The organism is Clostridium akagii DSM 12554 (genome assembly GCF_000686725.1).
In the GTDB taxonomy this organism is placed as follows: Bacteria; Bacillota; Clostridia; order Clostridiales; family Clostridiaceae; genus Clostridium_I; species Clostridium_I akagii.
This window is the reverse complement of sequence record NZ_KK366007.1, coordinates 317,927-337,792: the sequence shown is the minus strand read 5'-3', so window position 1 is coordinate 337,792 and position 19,866 is coordinate 317,927. Positions and strand designations below refer to the sequence as shown.

Below are 19,866 nucleotides of genomic sequence, written 5' to 3'. Positions count from 1 at the left end.
GAATGAACTTTTTGCTCCTATCAAACGTTATATTACCGATAAAGAAGGTGCATAATTGGATGAACTGATTTTAATTGAAAAAGCAAAGCTTGGAAATAAATCCGCTTTAAATACACTACTTACTGAAAACTATAATTTTCTAAAGGGTTATATTATTAAAATGACTTGCGACCCTACGTTATCTCAAGACATTTTACAAGAAACTATGCTAAAAGCAGTATTAAATATTAAAAAGTTTTCACCAAAAGCTAAATTTTCTACTTGGCTAATAACCATAGCAACAAATCAATATAGGGATACCTTAAGAAAAAATAAACGTCTTACTCAGCTTGATGAAAATATGGTTTCTACATTATATAGTCCTGAGGAAAACACAATTTCAAAGCTTGAACACCATGAGATTCTTCAGGTTATCCAAGGCCTTAGCTATGAAAAAAGAGCTGTGTTTATACTAAAACATTTCTACTATTATAGCTATGAGGATATTGCTAAAACACTTAAATGTCCTGTAGGAACTGTGCGTTCTAGGTTACATTATAGTGTTAAGTATATAATCCTTGAGCTAGAAAGAAGGGGTATTGTACATGAATGAAAAAGAAAAGCTTATAAATGCACTTATTGATAAACACTATAACGAAGACTATGATATAAACCTTTTAAATAAATCAAATGATGAATCTAAATTTGAAAATAAGATTGATTCTACTTTAGAAAAAATGGATTTAGCTAATAGCGTTGATTTTAATTTTGATATAGATACTTTAAACATAATACAAACAGCTGTGCAAATCCAAACTAAAAGGAATTCCATTAAAGAAAATATATTTTTTTTAATGAGTTCAATTTTAATATTATCCTTACTTAGTATTATTTTTATTAAATTTGGCATAAAATTTTTAATATATTTTCAGCTTTTCCTTATTTTCATTATGCCTTGGTCATTAATACCACTTTCAAAACACGCACTGAGGAGGAATGAAAATGAATAAACCACTACTTATTGCTTTAGCCATAGCAATACCCTTTGCTTTGGCTCAAGGCTTTTGGATATACACCGATGCAAAAAAAAGAGGCGAAAAATATTATTGGCTTTGGGGCTTCTTTGGGTTATTAAACATTCCTAGTAATTTAATTATATATTTAATAGTAACAAGAATAATTATTGATAAATATAAGAAAAAATAAATAAAAAAGATCTTTTCTATTCCTGAAAAGATTTTTTTTATTCCCAATGAACTTTTTGATGAGTATATCGTTATATTTGTATAATCCAAAAATTATACAGAAAGGAATGATAACTATGCTAAGTGGCATGACTATAATTGAAATTATAAAAATGTTTTTACCTCTCATTATATTAGAATTTGGTCTAAAGATATTCTGTTTTTTTAAACTTTATAATGATAAGGTTAAATTTTTTCCAAAGTATATATGGTTAGTAATAATATTATTAATTAGCACTATCGGTCCATTAGCTTACCTAATTATAGGCAGAAAAAGAGACTAAATTTTTCTTAAAAAGGAGTGATAGTTTTGCTAAAGATTAAAAATTTAACAAAAAAATATGGAACCTTTGAAGTGTTAAAAGATATTAGCTTCAAGGTTCCTAGTGGCTCCATATATGGTTTTCTTGGTAAAAATGGAGCTGGGAAAACTACTACTATGAATATACTTACAGGATTAATAAACTGTAACTCTGGAAATATATCTATAGACGGCAAAGATTTTAGTACTAACAAAAGACAAATATTAAAAACTATAGGCTATCTTCCTCAAACGCCAGTATTTTATGGGTTTATGACTGGATATGAATATTTAAAATTCATAGGTAATTTAAGTGGAATGTCACCTAAAGAAATATCTGTAAGAACTGATGAAGTTCTTGAAAAGGTTGATCTTAAAAGTGATGCTGCTAGGCGGAGACTTTCTGGTTATTCTGGCGGGATGAAGCAACGTTTTGGCCTCGCCACAGCTCTATTTAATCATCCTAAAATACTATTTTTAGATGAACCTACTGCTTCTCTTGATCCTGAGGGAAGAATGGAGGTTTTAGAACTAATAGAAAACCTAAGGGTAGAAGGAATAACAGTATTTTTATCATCACACATATTAAATGATATAGAACGGGTTTGCAGTGAAGTAAGCATTTTAGATCAAGGCAAAATACTTGTCTCCTCAAATCTTAAGGAACTGGAAAAGAAATATATACAGCCTATTTTTGATATAGAGGTAGATGGTGATGTTACTTCGCTTAAAGAAGTTCTAATGGATCATCCTTTGATTGAAAATATCAAAGTAAACCAAAACAAGCTTTCAATCTATGTAAAAGATATAGTTGAAGGCAAAAAACAACTTTTAAAACTTATATTATCCACTAATAATACAGTTTTATCCTATAATATTAGAAAATCTAATCTTGAAGACATATTTATGAGGATGGTGATAAAGTGATGAACACCTTTAACTGCTATATAAGGAAGGAAATATTAGAATCTCTCCGTCAATACAAATATTTAATTATTGCTTTAGGTATAATTATATTTGCTATTTCAGGACCTATTATGCTAAAACTTACTCCACTGTTAATAAAATCGCAACCAGAAATAAGCATTAATTCTGACAGTTTCATGACTATAAAATCCTGTTTGCAGAGTTTTATTTCTAGTTTATTTCAAATAAGTATTATGTTTATCGTTTTTACGGTTTGCACTAGTATTGCGGAGGAACTTACTCTTCAAAAGCTGGTTTTTCCGTGCTCCAAGGGTGCATCACCAATGTTCATAGTAATCAGTAAATTTTTGAATTATTCAATACCTGTTACCATACTAACCACTGCTGGTATTTTTATTAATCATTACTATGCAAGTGTTTTATTTAAAAGTTCAGACGTTTCCACTACAAACCTGATTACTGTTTCACTACTAATTAGCTTATATTATATTTTTAATATATCTCTCGTTTTATTTTTTAGTAGCATTATGAAAAAAAGTTTACCTGCAGGAATATTAACTCTAGTTATTGGATATGCCAGTGCTGCAGTAATAAAGGTACCTCATATCAAAGATTTTCTGCCTTACAAACTTGTAAGTGACAGTTCATCATTAACATTTAAAGGTACCACATCAACTGTTCTTTTTACTATTTTCCTCACTATTATTTTTCTAATAGCAACAATATATAGAATGAATCATGTGGATGTAATATGACAAATTACTCCACTTTCACTAGACACCAAAACCTTAGTAACAACATTTGTTAATTTTTTTACAAACTTAGTATCATCCACAAGGAGCACATACTCATCATCCATGGACGCTGTGAGTTTTTCCTTTGTATGTATACCTCCACCACTTTTCATAGCATTTAGGGTTTCATCCACCTCATCACAGCCATCAAAAGCAACCTCTATTCTATCCACAAAAGATGTATGAAGAACTTCTAATCCTTTTTTTATGCAAAGCATTTTTGTTTTAACAGAAGGTGTAACTATTTTCACCGAAAGATCTTGATTTTCTTTTATATAATCAATTAGGTAAGATATGGTACTCCCACCACCTAATCCTATTATAGTATTGTTTTTTATATATTTTAGAGCTTCTTTAGCTCATCACTAGTCAATTTTATCTTCCTCCACTCCAAATTTCTTATTCAAATTTCACCCATTTCTTTTCTTTATTACTCATCTGGGCTAATTCAATTATCTTTATTGTATTTCTAGCCTGATATGCTTTTACTTCTATTTCTTCCTCACCCAAAATAGCTTTATATACATTTTTATAAAACTCTCTATAATCTCCAGCTTCACTTTCTATCTTACCAATAAAATGTGCACCATTAACTTCGGTGTTTATCTTTCCCCATAAATTTTCTGGTTCTACTCCCCAGTTTTCAGTATCCTTAGGTATTATTCCTTTTTTAAGGGCCTCTTCTTGAACATCCATACCATATTTTATGAATGATCCATTTTTACCATACAAACTAAAGTGAGGTCCAGCTTCTCTTACCAGCATCCCTGCTTTTAATGTAACCTTAACTTTAGGATAGTGCAGTATAATTTCAAAATTATCTACAGTTTTTCCTCCACTTCTTTGTATTTGTAAATCAGCAAAAATCTCATCTGGAACACCAAATAAGCACTGTGCTTGATCAATAAGATGAGCGCCTAGGTCATATAAAATACCTGAACCAGGTACATCATTTTCTCTCCATGAATTTTCTTTTATATAATTTCTGAACCTATCATAATGAGCTTCATACTCTGCTAGATCTCCAAGCAAATTTTCTTTAACAATTTTCCTTATTGTTCTAAGATCGCTATCCCATCTTCTATTATGATGCACAGTTAATATTTTATTTTTCTCACCTGCTAGTTTTATTAACTTGTCTGCTTCTTCTGAGGTAACTGTAAAAGGTTTTTCTACCACTACATTTTTACCACTTTCCAAAGCCTTTTTAGCTAGTACATAATGAGCTGTATTTGGAACTGCAAGAACTACAACCTCTATACTTTTATCAGAAAAAATATCTTCTATATTGGAAGTTATTTTATCTTGAGGATACTTTGTTTTAAGTATTTTTAAATTTAAATCATTAGTCTCATAAATTTTGCTTAAATTCAAACCTGGTACACTTGTTATTATAGGTTCATGAAATATCTGCCCTGCTGCGCCATACCCTATTAATCCAATATTTATTATTTTCATTAAATTCAACTCCTAATACATTTATTTTTTAATTAACACCTTGCTTAGTTTGCCACCGTTACTTTTATATTATTTTCCTCTAAGATTCTCAATTTTTCTTTATTTATTTGCTTATCCGTAATTACTAAACTAACTTTGGCTAGTTCCACAATTGATGTAAAACCTACATTATCAAACTTTGATGACTCAGCTAAAACAATAACTTTTTCAGCTCTATAACACATTTCTTTACCAACTTCGGCTCTAAGAAAATCCCCACAAGTAAAACCTAATTTTTCAGAAAAACCATCCATGCCAATAAACGCCTTATTAACTGCAATCCTACTTAAACAAAGTTTTGCTAGCGGTCCAACAATAGTTTGTGATTCCTGTTGTATATCCCCTCCAAGAATGGATATTTTCACATTTTTGTTGTCCGTAAACATTTGTGAGATATACAAAGAATTGGTTATTATATGAATTCCTTTTTTATTTGCTAGTTCTTTTGCTAAAATTGCATTAGTAGATCCTGCCTCAATTAATACATTTTCACCATCCTCTATAAGCTTTACTGCTTCTTTTACTATTTTAAGTTTTTCATCGTATCTGTAATGAATTCTTTTTTCTATAGAATTTGAAGCTATTTGCATGGCACCTCCATGAGTCCGTCTCAATAATCCTTGGTTTTCTAGTAAACTTAAATCTTTTCTTATGGTAACCTCAGAAACAACAAGAATTTTAGATAACTCCTTAACTGTTACTGTAGGTTTTTTTGATACAATATCAAATATTTCATTTCGTCTTTCATTCAAAACTAAATCACCTTTTTCTTTTATTAATACTAAATATTTAAACGTCTAATATAGCTTTACTATACTATTAATTTCATTTTAAGTCAATTTAAGTTTCATATGAAACTATATTGTATGGTTGATTTTTGTTTTAATATGTTTTTTATTCTTAACCTATTCTTAACAAAACTTAATATTAATATCACACTATAATGATATAAAATTATATAGAACTTAAAAACATTTATTCGAGGTGCAATTATAAAAACACATATAGAATTAACTAAAATAATTGATAATAAAGAAATTACTACTGTTTTTCAACCGATTGTAAATTTGAAAACTGGAGAAGTTATAGGATATGAAGCACTTAGCCGTGGACCATTAGGTTCCCCTCTGCATCAACCGGATAAGCTTTTTAAAGCAGCTGCAGACTATAATAAAAGCTGGGAATTAGAATCTCTATGTAGAACTAAAGCTATTGAAAAATCTAGTATGCTTAGCAAAGATAAATATCTTTTTCTCAACGTTGACCCTCAGATATTTAAGGATGAGAAATTCAAAAAAGGATTTACTAAAGAGTTTCTTGCTAGCCATAATATGTCTCCTGATTCTATTATATTTGAAATTACTGAAAAAACTGCAATAGAGGACTATAACAGCTTTAAAATTGTACTAGATAATTATGTGAATCAAGGTTATAAAATTGCTATAGATGATACTGGTGCTGGTTATTCAGGACTAAAGACTTTAGCAGAAATAAAACCACACTATATAAAGATTGATATTGATCTAATTAGAAATATTGATAAGGACACTTTTAAGCAAGCCATAATAAAAACCTTCGTATCACTTTCAAATACAACTAATATGAAACTTATTGCAGAGGGAATAGAGACAGAGGATGAGTTAAGCACCCTTGTTGGTCTTGGCGTATATGCCGGACAGGGTTTTTTTCTTCTAAGGCCTGCCGGTACATTTCTTGCCATACCAGATGAAGTAAAATGTTTATTATTGAAACTAAATAGGTCTGCTGAAGAAAATAATAGTCATTTTCAAAATCATATTGGTGCAATTACCATTAATGATATTGCTTTTCCGTCCTCTACCTTGAGTAAGGACCTAAAAAACTTTTTTCACGGAAAAAACATTACTGGTGTTTGTATTGTTGAGCAAGAGCATCCTGTTGGTCTAGTTATGAAACATTGTTTAGATTCAGTACTAGCTACTCAATATGGAATTGCTGTTTTTTCTAAAAGGCCTGTTTCTCATGTAATGGATATTTCGCCTTTAATTGTGGATTTCTATACATCAGTTAGTGAAGTTTCTAAATTGGCTATGGAGAGAGAAAATGAAAAAATATACGATTATGTTATTGTAACTAAAGACTCAAAATATTATGGTGTGGTAACAATAAAAAATTTACTTCAGCATACAACAATGCTTGAAAGAAACTATGCCAAAGAACTAAATCCATTAACAGGATTACCAGGAAATTCAATAATTCAAAATACTATTTCTTCTATTATAGACTATAACTATGAAGTATGTTTATTATACTTAGATTTAGATAATTTCAAAGTTTATAATGATAACTATGGTTTCGAAAATGGTGATAAAATTTTAAAATATTCAGCAACTTTAATTCAGAATAAAGTTAAAAGTCAATTTCCATTCAACAGTTTTGTTGGTCATATAGGTGGAGATGATTTTGTGTGTATGATAGAAACCTCCTATGGAAAATGTGAAGTTTTTTGCAGTGAACTCATAGGAGATTTTAATAAAGAAGTTTTAGAATTTTTTAATGAAGAAGACAAAACAAATGGTTATATAGAGTCCATAGACAGAAAAGGTAACAAAGATGTATTCAACTTGACCTCAGTGTCTATTGCAGGACTTTATGGTAATTTAAAAAACTTTAACTCCCCTGAGGAAGTAGCTAAAACCATTAGTGGTATTAAAAAAGATGTTAAGAAAAATGGTGGCAATAACTTTAAGATAACTTCACTTTGATAAATTTATTTAGGTGATCCATTTTTGTAGTTTTTAAATCCACCAGATAAATTATAAACCTTTTTAAATTTGTTATTTATCAATATATTTTGTACCGCATTTCCTGTTACTCCTTTATTGCAATAAGTAACTGTAATTTCATCCTTATCTAAACCATCTAAAATTCCACGTATTTTATCTTGGGGAATATTTTCTGATTCCTCAACGTGACCTGCCTCGTATTGCCCAGATACCCTTGCATCTATTATTTTAATCTTTTCCCCTTTTTTTATCCTAGCTTTTAATTCTTCTGGAGTTATAAGTTCTCTTCTTTTATTAATTGCATTGTCAAGTATCATTCCTGTATACATAACTGGATCCTTAGTTGTAGAAAAAGGTGGAGCATATGCAAGATCAAGATGAAATAGATCCTCTACCTTAGCACCAAAGGTTATTGCGGTTGCAAAAACATCAATTCTTTTATCAACACCATTTGTGCCAACAATTTGTACACCTAATAGTTTACTTGTGTTTTTATCCGCTACTGCCTTAATTGTCAGCTCTTCCCCCCCATAATAAATTGCCTTATCTGGCTTTATATTATGGCAAACAACAACTTCATACCCTTCTTTTATAGCCTCTTTTTCGCTTAAACCTGTATACGCTACTGCCAAATCAAATACCTTGAAAATTCCAGTTCCAAGAATTCCTCTAAACTCTAGAGCTCCACCTGTTATTGAATCCCCTACTATTCTACCTGTTTTGTTAGCAGTTGAGCCAAGTGGTCTATAGATATCCTGACCTGTTATAAGTGAATAACTCTCCGCACAGTCCCCACAAGCATATATATAATCATAATTCGTCTGCATTTTTATATTAACCTTTATTGCTCCACTTTCTCCAAGTTCAATCCCAGCTTTTTTAGCAATCATTGCATTAGGTTTAATTCCTACAGCCATAATCACAAAATCCGCTTCTATAATATTGCCACTACTTAATACCAACTTTGTATTTTCAACTTCACCTTCAATTGAGGCTACACTGTCACCTAATATTAGATTAACTGTTTTTTTTATTAAGTATCTTTCAATATATGTAGCCATATCTTTATCAAGTGGTGGCATAACTTGAGGTGCAAGTTCAACCACAGTAACATCAATTCCTAATTCTTTTAGGTTTTCTGTCATTTCAAGTCCAATGAAACCAGAACCAACAATAACTACTTTCTTAGGATTGTTTTCATTTATAAAGTTTTTTATTCTATCCGCACTTTGAACATTTCGCAAATAAAAAACATTATTCTTATCTACGCCAGGTATATTAGGTATTACAGATCTAGCACCAGTTGAAACTACAAGTTTATCAAACTCTTCTACAAAAACTTCTTCAGTATTTAAATTTTTCACAGTTAATTTTTTTCCGCTAGCGTCTATGCTTAAAACTTCATGCTGAGTAAAAACATCCACATTATATTTTTTCTTAAAAAAATTGGCATCTCTTGGAACAAGTTCGCCCCTATCCTTTACTTTGTTCCCAATATAATATGGCAATCCACAGCCTGAGTAGGATATATCCTTATCTTTATCAAAAATAATTATTTCTGCCTCTTCGTCGTTTCTTCTTGCTTTTGCAGCAGCTGATGTTCCACCTGCCACAGCACCTATAATCACTATTTTCATAACTTTTCCTCCTTAGTTTTATAAACATAATATATTACATGAATCTTTTCTAGCATACCTTTGTATTCTTAATTAATTTCTTTATTATATCCAAAATATTTTTTTCCCCACCACAAAGCTACATTGACAAGTCCTATCATTACAGGCACTTCTATAAGTGGTCCTATAACAGCAGTAAATGCTTCTTGTGAATTTATACCAAAAACTGCTACTGCTACTGCTATTGCAAGTTCAAAGTTGTTGCTTGCTGCAGTAAATGATAAGCTTACAGTTTTATGATAATCAATGCCAGCTTTATAACTCATAAAAAATGAAGCTGAAAACATTATTACAAAGTATATGATTAATGGTATTGCTATTCTTACTACATCCATTGGTAGTTCAATAATGTATTTTCCCTTAAATGTGAACATAACTACTATAGTAAATAATAATGCTATAAGTGCCAGTGGACTTATCTTAGGAATAAATTTTTTAGTGTACCATTCTTTTCCCATTTTAGGCTCTAATAATAATCTAGTAAGCATACCACCTAGAAAAGGAATCCCAAGATAAATTACTACTGATAATGCAACTTCTCCCATGGATACGTTAATTGCCATACCTTTAAGCCCTATAGCTTTGGGCAAGACTGTTATAAATATATAGGCAAAAACTGAATAAAATACTACTTGGAATATTGAATTAAACGCAACTAATGCCGCTGCATAATCGTTGTCTCCATCAGCAAGACTATTCCACACAATAACCATTGCAATGCATCTAGCAAGACCAATAAGTATTAATCCAACCATAAGCCCTGGAGTATTTCTTAAAAAAATAGCAGCTAAAGCAAACATCAAAATAGGTCCCACAATCCAGTTTTGTACCAGAGATAAAGATAAAACTTTAGGACTTTGAAAAACCTTGTAAAGCTCCTTATAATTAACCTTTGCAAGCGGTGGATACATCATTACAATTAATCCTATCGCTATTGGCACAGATGTAGTTCCTATTGAAATGCTAGATAACCATTTTGAAAAACTAGGGAATAAATATCCTAGACTTACTCCAAATGCCATTGCAATAAAAATCCATAATGTCAAAAACCTATCTAGAAAAGATAATCTACTTTTTTTCATCTAACTCCCCCTTATAATTCATTCTTTTATTTACTTAATAAATTCAACAAATTTTTTCCTTTTACTTCTTCTGTTTTCCATTCAATCAGTGCAAAATTACCTTTAGAAATGGCTTTAACCTTATTAATCCAAGCCACTTCATTTTCTGCTTTAGCACTAAGAATTTCATTTGTAGTATTGGTTGCATATAAACTTGAATTAATAACCCACCATTTACTACTAATGCCAGCACGCTTAAGATCTTTCTCAAGCCTCATAGCTTCGTAAACAGGTGTTGTTTCAGCTAAGGTTACAATTATAACTTCAGTTTCCTCTGGGTTTTTAAGCGTAGGAAGAAGCTTTTTAACGGACTCAGGAATATCCCCTTCTGAACGCTTAATTTCCTTATTATAGTTTTCTGTGGATTCTAAAAGTAAAAGCGTATGTCCTGTTGGAGCTGTATCTATAACTACTATTTCATTCTCAGATTTTGCCACTATTTCTGCAAAAGCTCTAAATACCGCAATTTCTTGAGTACATGGGCTTCTAAGGTCTTCCTTTATATATTCAAGGTCTTCCTCACTCATAGTTTCTCGTGCTTTACTTAAAACTTCCTCTTTATATTTCGCCAATTCTCTCTTTTCATCTATATTGCTTAAAGTAATGCCAAAGCTCTCATCTATAATAAATTTTAAATGTCCTGCAGGATCGGTTGTAGTAAGATGAACCTTCTTTCCTTTCTTGGCAAGACCTAGTGCAATTGTTGCCGCAACAGTTGTCTTTCCAACCCCACCTTTACCCATAGTAAATATAACCTTTTTGCTAGAAGCATATATGTCATCTACAATGGACTGTAACTTTGGGATCTCCTCTATATTCAATTTTTCTCCATTATTTTTTTTAATATCACCTCTTATAAGAAGAGCTCTTAGATTTTCAAGACCTGTTACATTATATGGTCTTAAAGGTATTTCATAAGTATGCAATTTTTTTATACCTTGTGGTATATCCTTTAGTGACATTTGCTGTTTATTAAAAATATCATTTGATAATTTATCATCAAAATTGTTAAGTACTCCATTTATAATAAGTATTTGATTATTTATGCCGATATCCCTTAACTCCTTTGATGCTCTCTCCGTTTCTTCTAAAGACGCAAATTGCGGCCTGGTAACAAGAATCAAAGTTGTTTTATCTTTATCACCTAAAGTTTTTACTGCCTTATTATAAACTTCCCTTTTGCCTTCAAGGCCTGCTAGTTGGCCAAGGCAAGACGCCCCATGAGTGCTTTCACTTATAAAATTACTCCAGGCAGATGGAAGTTCAAGCATTCTTAGTGTATGCCCAGTAGGTGCTGTATCAAAAATTATATAGTCAAACTCTTCCTTTGTTTTTTCATCAGTGATAAAACCTGAAAACTCATTAAAAGCAGCAATTTCAACTGTACACGACCCACTAAGCTGTTCCTCCATATTCTTAATAACAGCATCAGGAAGCTTACCTCTGTATGGTGCCACAACACTTTTCTTATACTCTAGTGCGGCGGCTTCTGGCTCAAAATTAGCTACAAATAAGTTGGGTTCCCCTTCTATTTGAGTCGCCTTATTAGTAAGTTTTGTATTAAACACATCCTGTAAATTAGATGCCGGATCTGTACTTACAAGCATAATCTTTTTCCCTTGGTCTGCTAAAGTTATTGCAGTAGCACACGCTGCAGAAGTCTTGCCAACTCCACCTTTACCTGTGAAAAATAAATACTTGGTAAGTTTTATCTCTATAGGATTAAAATTTCGGGTCATTAACAGCACCCACCTTTACATCCAGTGCTATTAGGTTTTTTTATCTTCATTTTAGTCTTAAGACTACCCTCTGGAATATCTAGTAGTTTACAAAATTCATCATTTGTAGGATATTCCTTTGTCTTAGCCACTTTACCATCTACAATAGTTGCAGGTAAAAAATCCACCCCATCACTATTAAGCATTTCATTAATCACCTTATTATCCACAAAAGCTTGAGGGTCACTTGATAGATTATATCTTGTTACAACTATCTCTTTATTGTTTAATATGTTAATAACATTTGATACCCTTAATAAATTCAGATCCACGCCAGGTCCACATATTCCAGTTGAGCAACACATTGCAGGTTCAAAAATAACCATTTTTTTCATAAAAAGCACTCCTTATGTTTCTATTTTTTTATACCTTATTTATTTTCACATTTTTCTTTTTCTTTATCCTTACAAATACAATCCTCTGTATCCGTAACCAGATTCATCAAACATAAAACCAATTTATTAGCATTTGTATTATCTAATGAGTAATAACTCCAAAGTCCATCTTTTCTACATTTTACAAGCCCCGAATCCATTAGTACCTTCATATGGTGTGATAATGTTGGTTGAGTAAATTTAAAATCTTCTAATATATCACAAGCACATTTTTCTCCACAAGAAAGCATATCAATTATTTTTAGTCTGTTATGATCTGACAAAATTTTAAATAATTTGGCATTGCTTTCATAACTGTCATTCATTTAATCACCTCTTATATAGATGTATATCTATGTATAGTATAGATTACCATCTATGTATTGTCAATAAAATCGTTTATTGATTCACTAGTATAATATTATTATATTTCTCTTCATCTATATAGTTACTACTTTTAGTATCATACTTGTGTTCAATATATTAATATGAACAAATATGGTGGCTGTCTCAGTATAATTTGAGACAGCCACCATATTTGTATTTCATTTCCATCTCAATATTTCACACTAAAAGATGAGTCTCACAATAGCACAAATATTTTAGCCTTTCTATGTTAAAGTAAGAATTTGCTAATATTTCAGGCCAAGACTTAACATTTTCAATTATATTATTTTTACTGTCACTAGGTAAATTATCCCAAGTTACAAGTAAAGGGTGAGTTTTTTTCTCCTCATCAAATATATCTCCATATTCCCATCTAGCCTCTTTTTTTTCAAGCGACCAACGTTTATGCTCGTATTCAGCTAAAATTCTTACTTCTTTTTCTGTAAAAGTTATTGCTTCTGGTTTTTCTTTAACTGAAATAAGCTCAAAATTAACCTTTTGTAATGCACTAGGTATATGCCTAACTTGATCTCTAGTAGAATCTTTCATTTCTTCGCTGAGTTCTTCCCAGGACTTCACTGAACTAGGATTTGATTTATGGCAGTCTTCATTAAGGATCATATGATTATAATGAAGAGTCATGGCAATTATATCAATTTTCTCACTAAAAAATGCATCATACATTAAATGACGTAAAAATTGTTCTTCATCTACATGTAGCTTAAGCTGTTCTTTAGAAGGCAATTGATATTGTTCCCATTTTTTCGCATTATTTATCATACTCATTTCTATTATTGCTTCCATAGATCTTGATTCATGTTTATATCTAGGAACTTTTAGTAATGCCCTTAATACACCGTTATCTATCTGAACTTCCCCTTTTTTATTTATAAGGTGTGGTGTTTTACGCTCTAACAGTGATCTTAGAAGCATTGCTCTACGAACTATAAATAGTTGGTCCCAATCTTCATCCGTTTGATTTGGTCCTAAAATATTTACATAACCTCTTAGACGGCTGACAAAGTCTGGTCCTTTTGTGCTTTGAAATTCATCCAAAAATTGTTTTTGTTCTATTTCATCCTTAAGATTTTCTCCACAAAATCCTTTAAATGTAGTACTTGTGCCTCCAGCAAATACAAAAATAGCTTTTCCAATAGGATGTACAGCATCTCCAGACCTAAATACTCCATCCTGCATTGGTGCTAAAAAATATTTTAACCATCCCAATTTTCTCCCTTGCAAAGTTGAATCAAATTCATCAAAAAATACTAATGGTAGTTTTCCCTTTAACGAAATATCTCTTACTTTATGGAATGCAACAATTAAGTCTGATTGAGTTTGAAATTCGGATAAGTTGAAATCCAATTTTTCAATTAAATTTGGTGCTATACTGGACGCAACTTCAGTTACACCAAATGATTTCCCCGATCCTGGAGTTCCAAATACAGCAATTGAAAGTGGACGAACAATATTTTCACCAGAAATATACTCGCACATAAGGTTTTTAATGCTTCTATATGCTTCTATTTCTGCTCTATCAACAGTTTTCAAGTTGCCAAATTGTGCTATGGGTATAAACTTTAGTGCACTTTTTTCTCCATATATAACAATGTTATATGCTATTTCAGCTAAATTAATAGAGCTATTATCTTTTATAATGTACCAACAAGACTGACAATCCGGATTATTAGAATTACGTATAGGCACATCTTGTATGTTCTCTTTATAAATAAAATCTTTTTCACCTTCAATAAATATGGAAGGTGCTGGAAAAATATTTTCCTGAATATTTTCACCAAACCCATTTGTAAAATACTTTTGTGCTAATACAATTCCCTCTCTAATACCTTCCCCAACAGATTTACTAAGCTGCTCTTTACTATGGATTCCCGAAATAATGCCACGTGCAACACCAGCAACGAAGCAGTCAGTGAGCCCATACATTTGCCCTTGACTCGCCTGCATGAAGTCTCCTTCAAATTCAGATGTAAGAAAAAATAGTTGAGATTCAGCGATATCTCCTTCATTTTTATAATAAATGGCGCCTTCAAGCCCAAAGTGAACTACAACATGATGACATTTACTAAGAAAATTAATATTAGGATTATTGTTCATCTGCCAAATAAAGTCTAAAGCTGTTCTTTCCCAAGAAAGGCTTTTACTTATATTCACTCCTTTAGAACGTAAATTATCTCCATTAATAACCACTATTGTATTGTCAGCATAAGACTCCTCTAATTTATTCAAAAGGTTATTTGAATTATTGGGGTTGCTCATTTTATATATAATTATAGGATTTTTTTCATGTGACTTTAAAGCTAATGGCCAAAAATCTTCACTTGAATTAAACCCATTATCTTCATCATCTAATATAATCATATCAGCATTTTCATCATCATTTATTATAGGAAGTAGCAATGGTTTGCCAGATGACGGTCCTGTAAATCCAAGAAAACTCTTTTCCCTGTATACTCTATTTCCATTTGCCGTCTTGCCTTTAGGAAACAGTCCCAATTCTGAAGTTGAACTAAGAAGCCCTTTTGGTAAAAAGACCTCAATACCTTGTATTTGTGGAGAAAGTATTGTTGCTCCTGTACCTAATGCAACAAGCTCTGATAATAATAATGCTTCACCAGTTTTGTAAGTACTATGTACATTAGGATAATGTTTCCAATTTAAATCATTGTTACTTTGAGGGTATGTTCTCCATATTAATAAGTTCATACATATATCCCCTGATACCACAATTTTAATTTTTTTGTTGTCCATTATAAAACCTCCTTCTACACTTATTTTTTTAAAAAATACCTACCAAGATATACCCCACTAGCTGCAGCCTGAGCTAAAGAATATGTTGTTCCAGAGCAATCTCCTAGAACATAAAGTCCTTCCTCTTTAGTCTCAAAATGTTCGTTAGTAGTAATTTCAGGTTCGTAAAATTTCGCATCAATTCCATATAACAAAGTATCTTTGCAAATTTTTTTATCTGTTAATTTTTCAATTGTTTCAATAATTTTTAATGCACCATTTATATAAATCCTTGGAATTTCATTATATAAATTCCCACCTTCACTTTCAAGAGTGGGATGAATGCTGTTTTTAATAAGTTGTTCTTTTGTAGTTACTCTATTTTTTATTAAATCCTCAAACCTTTGAATTATTATCCTACCCTTTCCTTTATTTATAGATTTTATTATGCTTGTAGCGTATTCCTTTGCTTGGTTACAATTATAAAAATATTTAGGTATAAGAATAGAAAAATTGAAATTACAACTTGGATTATCTGTTTCAAGGCAATTCTGACCATCTGCCATTACAAGTCCTTCTTGGTACTTTTTTATAACTTTACCTTTAGGATTCATGCAATAAGTTGTAGCTTCAATTTCATTATCCTTCCAACTAATCTTAGTTTCAAAGGACTTTTTAAGAATAGTTTCTAGCTCATACTCATTCATCTCAACCCTTACCCCTAAGTCAATCCTTCTTCTACAAGGCTCAATATTAAAATACTTACAATAATCCAGAAATTTGTCTCCTCCGCTTATACCAGTAGCTAATACAACTACCTTGGAATAAAAGACCTTCTCTTTACTATTCAAATTAAATACACAATTATTTTTATTTATAGAAATTATATCTGCGTCAAATTGAATATTAATCTTACTTTTAAGATATAAATACATTTTACTTATAATTTCATAAGACAAAGTAGTTCCTAAATGCCTTACCTTTGTACTTAGTATACTACAATTACTTTCTTTTGCACGTCTATTAAGTTCTTCATTTGATGTACTATACAATTTAACTTTATCGCCACCAAATAAACATAGTATTTTATCTATTTCCTCCATTATATCTATTACATTTTCATTTCCTATTTTTTCACCTAGTTTACCACCAAAATCATTAGTATAATTAAACTTACCCTCCGACCTACCCATACCGCCAAAACCTTGAGCCTTATTACATATTGTGCAATGAACACATTTTTCACTCATACCAGTTTCTATTGGACATATCCTATCTATAAATTTCTTTCCTTTTTCTATAATCAATATTTTCAATTTAGATTCTGACTGTAACAAAGTATATGCAAGAAAAATCCCACTAAATCCTGAACCAACTATAGTTATATCATACATATATAATCCTTTCATGGAACATATTTTCAATCTATTAATTTAATACAAAACGCCGTACTGGATTTTTCCAATACGGTTCATATATGCAAAGAATATCTTATATACTTATTAACTTCACAGATCTTTTCAGTTTTTCTATATCTTTTTCTCTGCTCAAATATAGCATTTCCGCTTCCTTTAGTGTGATTTTCTTAAATTGAACTTTATCATAGGGCTTAAGTTGAACTAACTTTTGAATATCAAAAGAAGCTACGTGAGCTATTTTAGGGTAACCTCCCGATGTGCCTCTATCAGCTAGAAGAATTATTGGATTTCCATCTGGTGGAATTTGAATAGTTCCAAATGCTACCTCGCCAGATATCATCTCAATATTTTCCTTAAACTCAATTTTAGGTCCGTTCAATCTGTATCCCATTCTATCTGATTTAGCATCTATATTAAAGGTGGCACTAAAAAATTCATTAATGCTCCCTTCATTTACATATTTAAATTGACTGTCTTCAAATACTCTAATCACTGTAACATCAGAACTAGGCAGCATAATATTTTTCATATACCACTTTGCGGCTGAAAAACTTTCTTCTTTACTAAATTCTTTTAGTTTGCTTATTATACTTAATGAAAGCTGACTTTTGTCTCCCAGTTCAAGTCTATCATCTTTTTTCAGAGCTCTTCCATCTTTCCCTCCAATCTTTGCTCTTAAATATGTGCTTTTGCTACCCATAAAAATCGGGATATCGAAACCTCCAGCCACTGACAAATAAGATCTGCAACCACTTATACATTTTCCAAACTTTAATACAATATCTTCATTTAAATAAATAGGTCTTCCCATAGGCACTTTTTTACCATTAATTGTTGGTGAAAGATTGGCCCCAGTTATGGCTATCAAATTCCCTTTTTTTATACTTAATGAAGGTCCAATTAAAGTAATTTCAAGCACGCCTTCATTTTCATTATTCCCTAGCATAATATTCGATAATCTCAATGCATAAGTATCCATAGCGCCGCTAACAATGACTCCATATTTTTGATATCCATACCTTCCAGTATCCTGAATTGTTGTTAAAATACCCGGAGTTAATACAGTTATACTCATCATATCTTCTCCTTTAAATTCAAATATTCATCCTGAGAAATAGGATAAAATTTTGCTATATCACCACATTTTAAAAGAGTTTTATCCTTGCTATTTAAATCAAATAATTTCAAAGGGGTTTTACCGATTATTTGCCACCCTCCAGGAGTTTCTATTGGATAAACTCCTGTCTGAGTTCCTGCAATTCCAACAGAACCTTCTGGTATTGCTATTCTTGGAGACTCACGCCTTGGTGTATATATTTTTTCAGACAATCCCCCTAAATAAGGAAATCCTGGTGCAAAACCAATCATATAAACTAAATATTCTCCTTGAGAATGGATTTTTATAACTTCTTCTACAGTAAGATTATTTACTTCTGCCACGTGCTTTATATCTGGTCCAAATTCATCCCCATAACAAACTGGTATTTCAACTATATGTTCCTCATAATTACAAGAAAAATCAAGCTTTGATAATATCTCTTCTAATTTTAACTTTACTGTTATAAACGGTTCATCACTTTTTATTTTTAAAGGATTATAAATCACGGAAACGCCTAAGAAATATGGTATATATTCTATAAGACCCCAAAATGCATTTTCATCAAGATACGCGCAAAATATTCTTATTTTTTTATTAATATTTTTGTCTATCTTGTTCCCAAACTGAATTAGAGCTGACGTCTCATTTATCTGCAAAATGCTAAAGTTATTCGTCCCCATATTTATCACCCGCCCCAAAATCTTTCTTATAATCAATAATTATTAGCTTTACTCATAAACTCTTTTTACTCTTTTACCTATTCCGCAAACAAACTCATAATTAAAGCTTCCAGCTATCTTTGCTAATTCTTCCACAGTAATAATGTTATCACCATCCTGCCCAATTAAAGTTACTGAATCTTCAATTTTCACATCATCAATGCCAGTAACATCTACCATCATTTGATCCATACAAATCCGTCCTACTATAGGAGCATATTGTCCATGAATCAAGACTTTTCCTTTTGAAGAAAGTCCCCGCATGTATCCATCTGCATAACCTACAGAAACAGTTGCAATCTTAGTGTTTGATTTTGTAATATATGTTTTTCCGTAACTTATACCTGTTCCTTCATGAACTTCTGAAATATTAATTATATGAGATTTCCATTCTAATGCTGGTTTTAATTTTATAGAATTTTTATTTACTTCATCTGATGGATATAACCCATAGGTGATTATTCCACTTCTAACCATATCATAATGATGATCATTAAACTCCATAATTCCTGCACTATTACAAACGTGTTTAATTGGAATGTCTATTTTATTATTTTCCAGCATAGTTAAAAATTCATCATACCTTGCCTTTTGCATTTTAGTGTAGGTTTTATCCCTTTCGTCTGCACAAGAGAAATGAGTGAATATACCTTCCAGAATTATGTTATCCATATACATAATCTTTTTAATATCCACAACACTTTTTGGGCTAACTTTAAACCCAATTCTATTCATTCCTGTTTCTAATGCAATATGGACTTTTATTTTCCTTTTGCATTTCATTGCACATTTTGATATGTTTTCAGCCATCTCTAGATTATATATAGTCTGAGTAATATCATACTCCGCTAAACCTAAATATTGTTTTGGTGAAGTATATCCTAGAATAAGTATTGGTGTATCTATTCCATTTTCACGAAGTTCTATAGCTTCCTCCAGTGTTGCTACTCCAAAATAATCTACTTTATCTTTTAGAAAATTTCCAATAGCAGAAGCTCCATGTCCATATCCATCAGCCTTTATTACTGCCATAACTTTT

The 19,866-nt window shown here is 31.2% G+C and carries 19 protein-coding genes and 1 pseudogene; 7 read left to right on the top strand and 13 right to left on the bottom strand.

The features are described 5' to 3' along the window. Window positions 1–55 precede the first annotated feature (55 nt). The 6 genes from sigY to BR66_RS0117105 are packed head-to-tail and all read left to right on the top strand — an operon-like array spanning window position 56 to window position 3,206. Window positions 56–592: an RNA polymerase sigma factor SigY gene (gene sigY / locus BR66_RS0117130; RefSeq protein ID WP_026883994.1), complete on the top strand. Its 537-nt coding sequence runs from the start codon at window positions 56–58 to the stop codon at window positions 590–592. Then, window positions 585–989 (top strand): hypothetical protein, encoded by a 405-nt coding sequence (locus BR66_RS0117125; RefSeq protein ID WP_026883993.1) that lies wholly within the window; start codon window positions 585–587, stop codon window positions 987–989. Before sigY ends, BR66_RS0117125 begins: the two co-directional genes overlap by 8 nt. Further along, the gene (locus BR66_RS0117120; protein ID WP_026883992.1) at window positions 982–1,185 is read left to right on the top strand and encodes a hypothetical protein; all 204 of its coding nucleotides are present in this window, start codon (window positions 982–984) and stop codon (window positions 1,183–1,185) included. The genes BR66_RS0117125 and BR66_RS0117120 overlap by 8 nt, the downstream gene beginning before the upstream one ends. A gap of 46 nt (window positions 1,186–1,231) precedes the next feature. Continuing rightward, window positions 1,232–1,507, top strand: coding sequence for a PLDc N-terminal domain-containing protein (locus BR66_RS26715; RefSeq protein ID WP_341350072.1), 276 nt, complete (start codon window positions 1,232–1,234; stop codon window positions 1,505–1,507). Between the two features lie 17 nt (window positions 1,508–1,524). Continuing rightward, entirely contained in the window at window positions 1,525–2,451 is a 927-nt protein-coding gene (locus BR66_RS0117110) for an ABC transporter ATP-binding protein (RefSeq protein ID WP_051624285.1), read from the top strand. After that, window positions 2,448–3,206, top strand: a complete 759-nt coding sequence (locus BR66_RS0117105) for an ABC transporter permease (RefSeq protein WP_156946318.1) — start codon at window positions 2,448–2,450, stop codon at window positions 3,204–3,206. The genes BR66_RS0117110 and BR66_RS0117105 overlap by 4 nt, the downstream gene beginning before the upstream one ends. 26 nt (window positions 3,207–3,232) lie before the next feature. On the opposite strand, the pseudogene BR66_RS24170 reads toward BR66_RS0117105, so the two are convergent. From BR66_RS24170 to BR66_RS0117090, 3 genes and pseudogenes are all read right to left on the bottom strand, one after another. Then, window positions 3,233–3,583, bottom strand: a pseudogene (locus BR66_RS24170) (ribose-5-phosphate isomerase A); the annotation flags it as partial. Between the two features lie 61 nt (window positions 3,584–3,644). Further along, window positions 3,645–4,703 carry a Gfo/Idh/MocA family oxidoreductase gene (locus BR66_RS0117095; RefSeq protein WP_026883988.1) on the bottom strand — a complete coding sequence of 353 codons (1,059 nt, stop codon included), beginning with the start codon at window positions 4,701–4,703 and terminating at the stop codon, window positions 3,645–3,647. Between the two features lie 44 nt (window positions 4,704–4,747). Continuing rightward, a complete protein-coding gene (locus BR66_RS0117090; RefSeq protein ID WP_026883987.1) occupies window positions 4,748–5,494 on the bottom strand; it encodes a DeoR/GlpR family DNA-binding transcription regulator in 747 nt (248 codons plus the stop codon). Window positions 5,495–5,719: 225 nt separating this feature from the next. Between BR66_RS0117090 and BR66_RS0117085 the strand changes: the two genes are divergently transcribed. Next, window positions 5,720–7,486 carry a GGDEF domain-containing protein gene (locus tag BR66_RS0117085; protein WP_035796489.1) on the top strand — a complete coding sequence of 589 codons (1,767 nt, stop codon included), beginning with the start codon at window positions 5,720–5,722 and terminating at the stop codon, window positions 7,484–7,486. Window positions 7,487–7,491: 5 nt separating this feature from the next. Here BR66_RS0117085 and BR66_RS0117080 read toward each other — a convergent pair whose 3' ends face one another. The 10 genes from BR66_RS0117080 to alr form a co-directional block, all read right to left on the bottom strand. Further along, window positions 7,492–9,144 (bottom strand): FAD-dependent oxidoreductase, encoded by a 1,653-nt coding sequence (locus tag BR66_RS0117080; RefSeq protein ID WP_026883985.1) that lies wholly within the window; start codon window positions 9,142–9,144, stop codon window positions 7,492–7,494. A 68-nt stretch (window positions 9,145–9,212) separates the two neighbouring features. Further along, window positions 9,213–10,265 (bottom strand): ACR3 family arsenite efflux transporter, encoded by a 1,053-nt coding sequence (arsB, locus tag BR66_RS0117075; protein WP_026883984.1) that lies wholly within the window; start codon window positions 10,263–10,265, stop codon window positions 9,213–9,215. 26 nt (window positions 10,266–10,291) lie between these two features. Further along, window positions 10,292–12,043 (bottom strand): arsenical pump-driving ATPase, encoded by a 1,752-nt coding sequence (arsA, locus tag BR66_RS0117070; protein WP_026883983.1) that lies wholly within the window; start codon window positions 12,041–12,043, stop codon window positions 10,292–10,294. Beyond that, window positions 12,043–12,417, bottom strand: coding sequence for an arsenite efflux transporter metallochaperone ArsD (gene arsD / locus BR66_RS0117065; RefSeq protein ID WP_026883982.1), 375 nt, complete (start codon window positions 12,415–12,417; stop codon window positions 12,043–12,045). Before arsD ends, arsA begins: the two co-directional genes overlap by 1 nt. A 35-nt stretch (window positions 12,418–12,452) precedes the next feature. Next, the gene (locus tag BR66_RS0117060; RefSeq protein WP_026883981.1) at window positions 12,453–12,782 is read right to left on the bottom strand and encodes an ArsR/SmtB family transcription factor; all 330 of its coding nucleotides are present in this window, start codon (window positions 12,780–12,782) and stop codon (window positions 12,453–12,455) included. A 238-nt stretch (window positions 12,783–13,020) separates the two neighbouring features. Then, window positions 13,021–15,612: a RyR domain-containing protein gene (locus BR66_RS0117055; protein WP_026883980.1), complete on the bottom strand. Its 2,592-nt coding sequence runs from the start codon at window positions 15,610–15,612 to the stop codon at window positions 13,021–13,023. A 20-nt stretch (window positions 15,613–15,632) separates the two neighbouring features. After that, window positions 15,633–16,985, bottom strand: coding sequence for an NAD(P)/FAD-dependent oxidoreductase (locus tag BR66_RS0117050; protein ID WP_026883979.1), 1,353 nt, complete (start codon window positions 16,983–16,985; stop codon window positions 15,633–15,635). Between the two features lie 97 nt (window positions 16,986–17,082). After that, window positions 17,083–18,084 (bottom strand): 5-oxoprolinase subunit C family protein, encoded by a 1,002-nt coding sequence (locus BR66_RS0117045; RefSeq protein ID WP_026883978.1) that lies wholly within the window; start codon window positions 18,082–18,084, stop codon window positions 17,083–17,085. After that, window positions 18,084–18,788: a 5-oxoprolinase subunit PxpB gene (pxpB, locus tag BR66_RS0117040; RefSeq protein ID WP_026883977.1), complete on the bottom strand. Its 705-nt coding sequence runs from the start codon at window positions 18,786–18,788 to the stop codon at window positions 18,084–18,086. Before pxpB ends, BR66_RS0117045 begins: the two co-directional genes overlap by 1 nt. 48 nt (window positions 18,789–18,836) lie before the next feature. Then, window positions 18,837–19,859 (bottom strand): alanine racemase, encoded by a 1,023-nt coding sequence (alr, locus tag BR66_RS0117035; RefSeq protein ID WP_026883976.1) that lies wholly within the window; start codon window positions 19,857–19,859, stop codon window positions 18,837–18,839. Window positions 19,860–19,866: the final 7 nt, after the last annotated feature.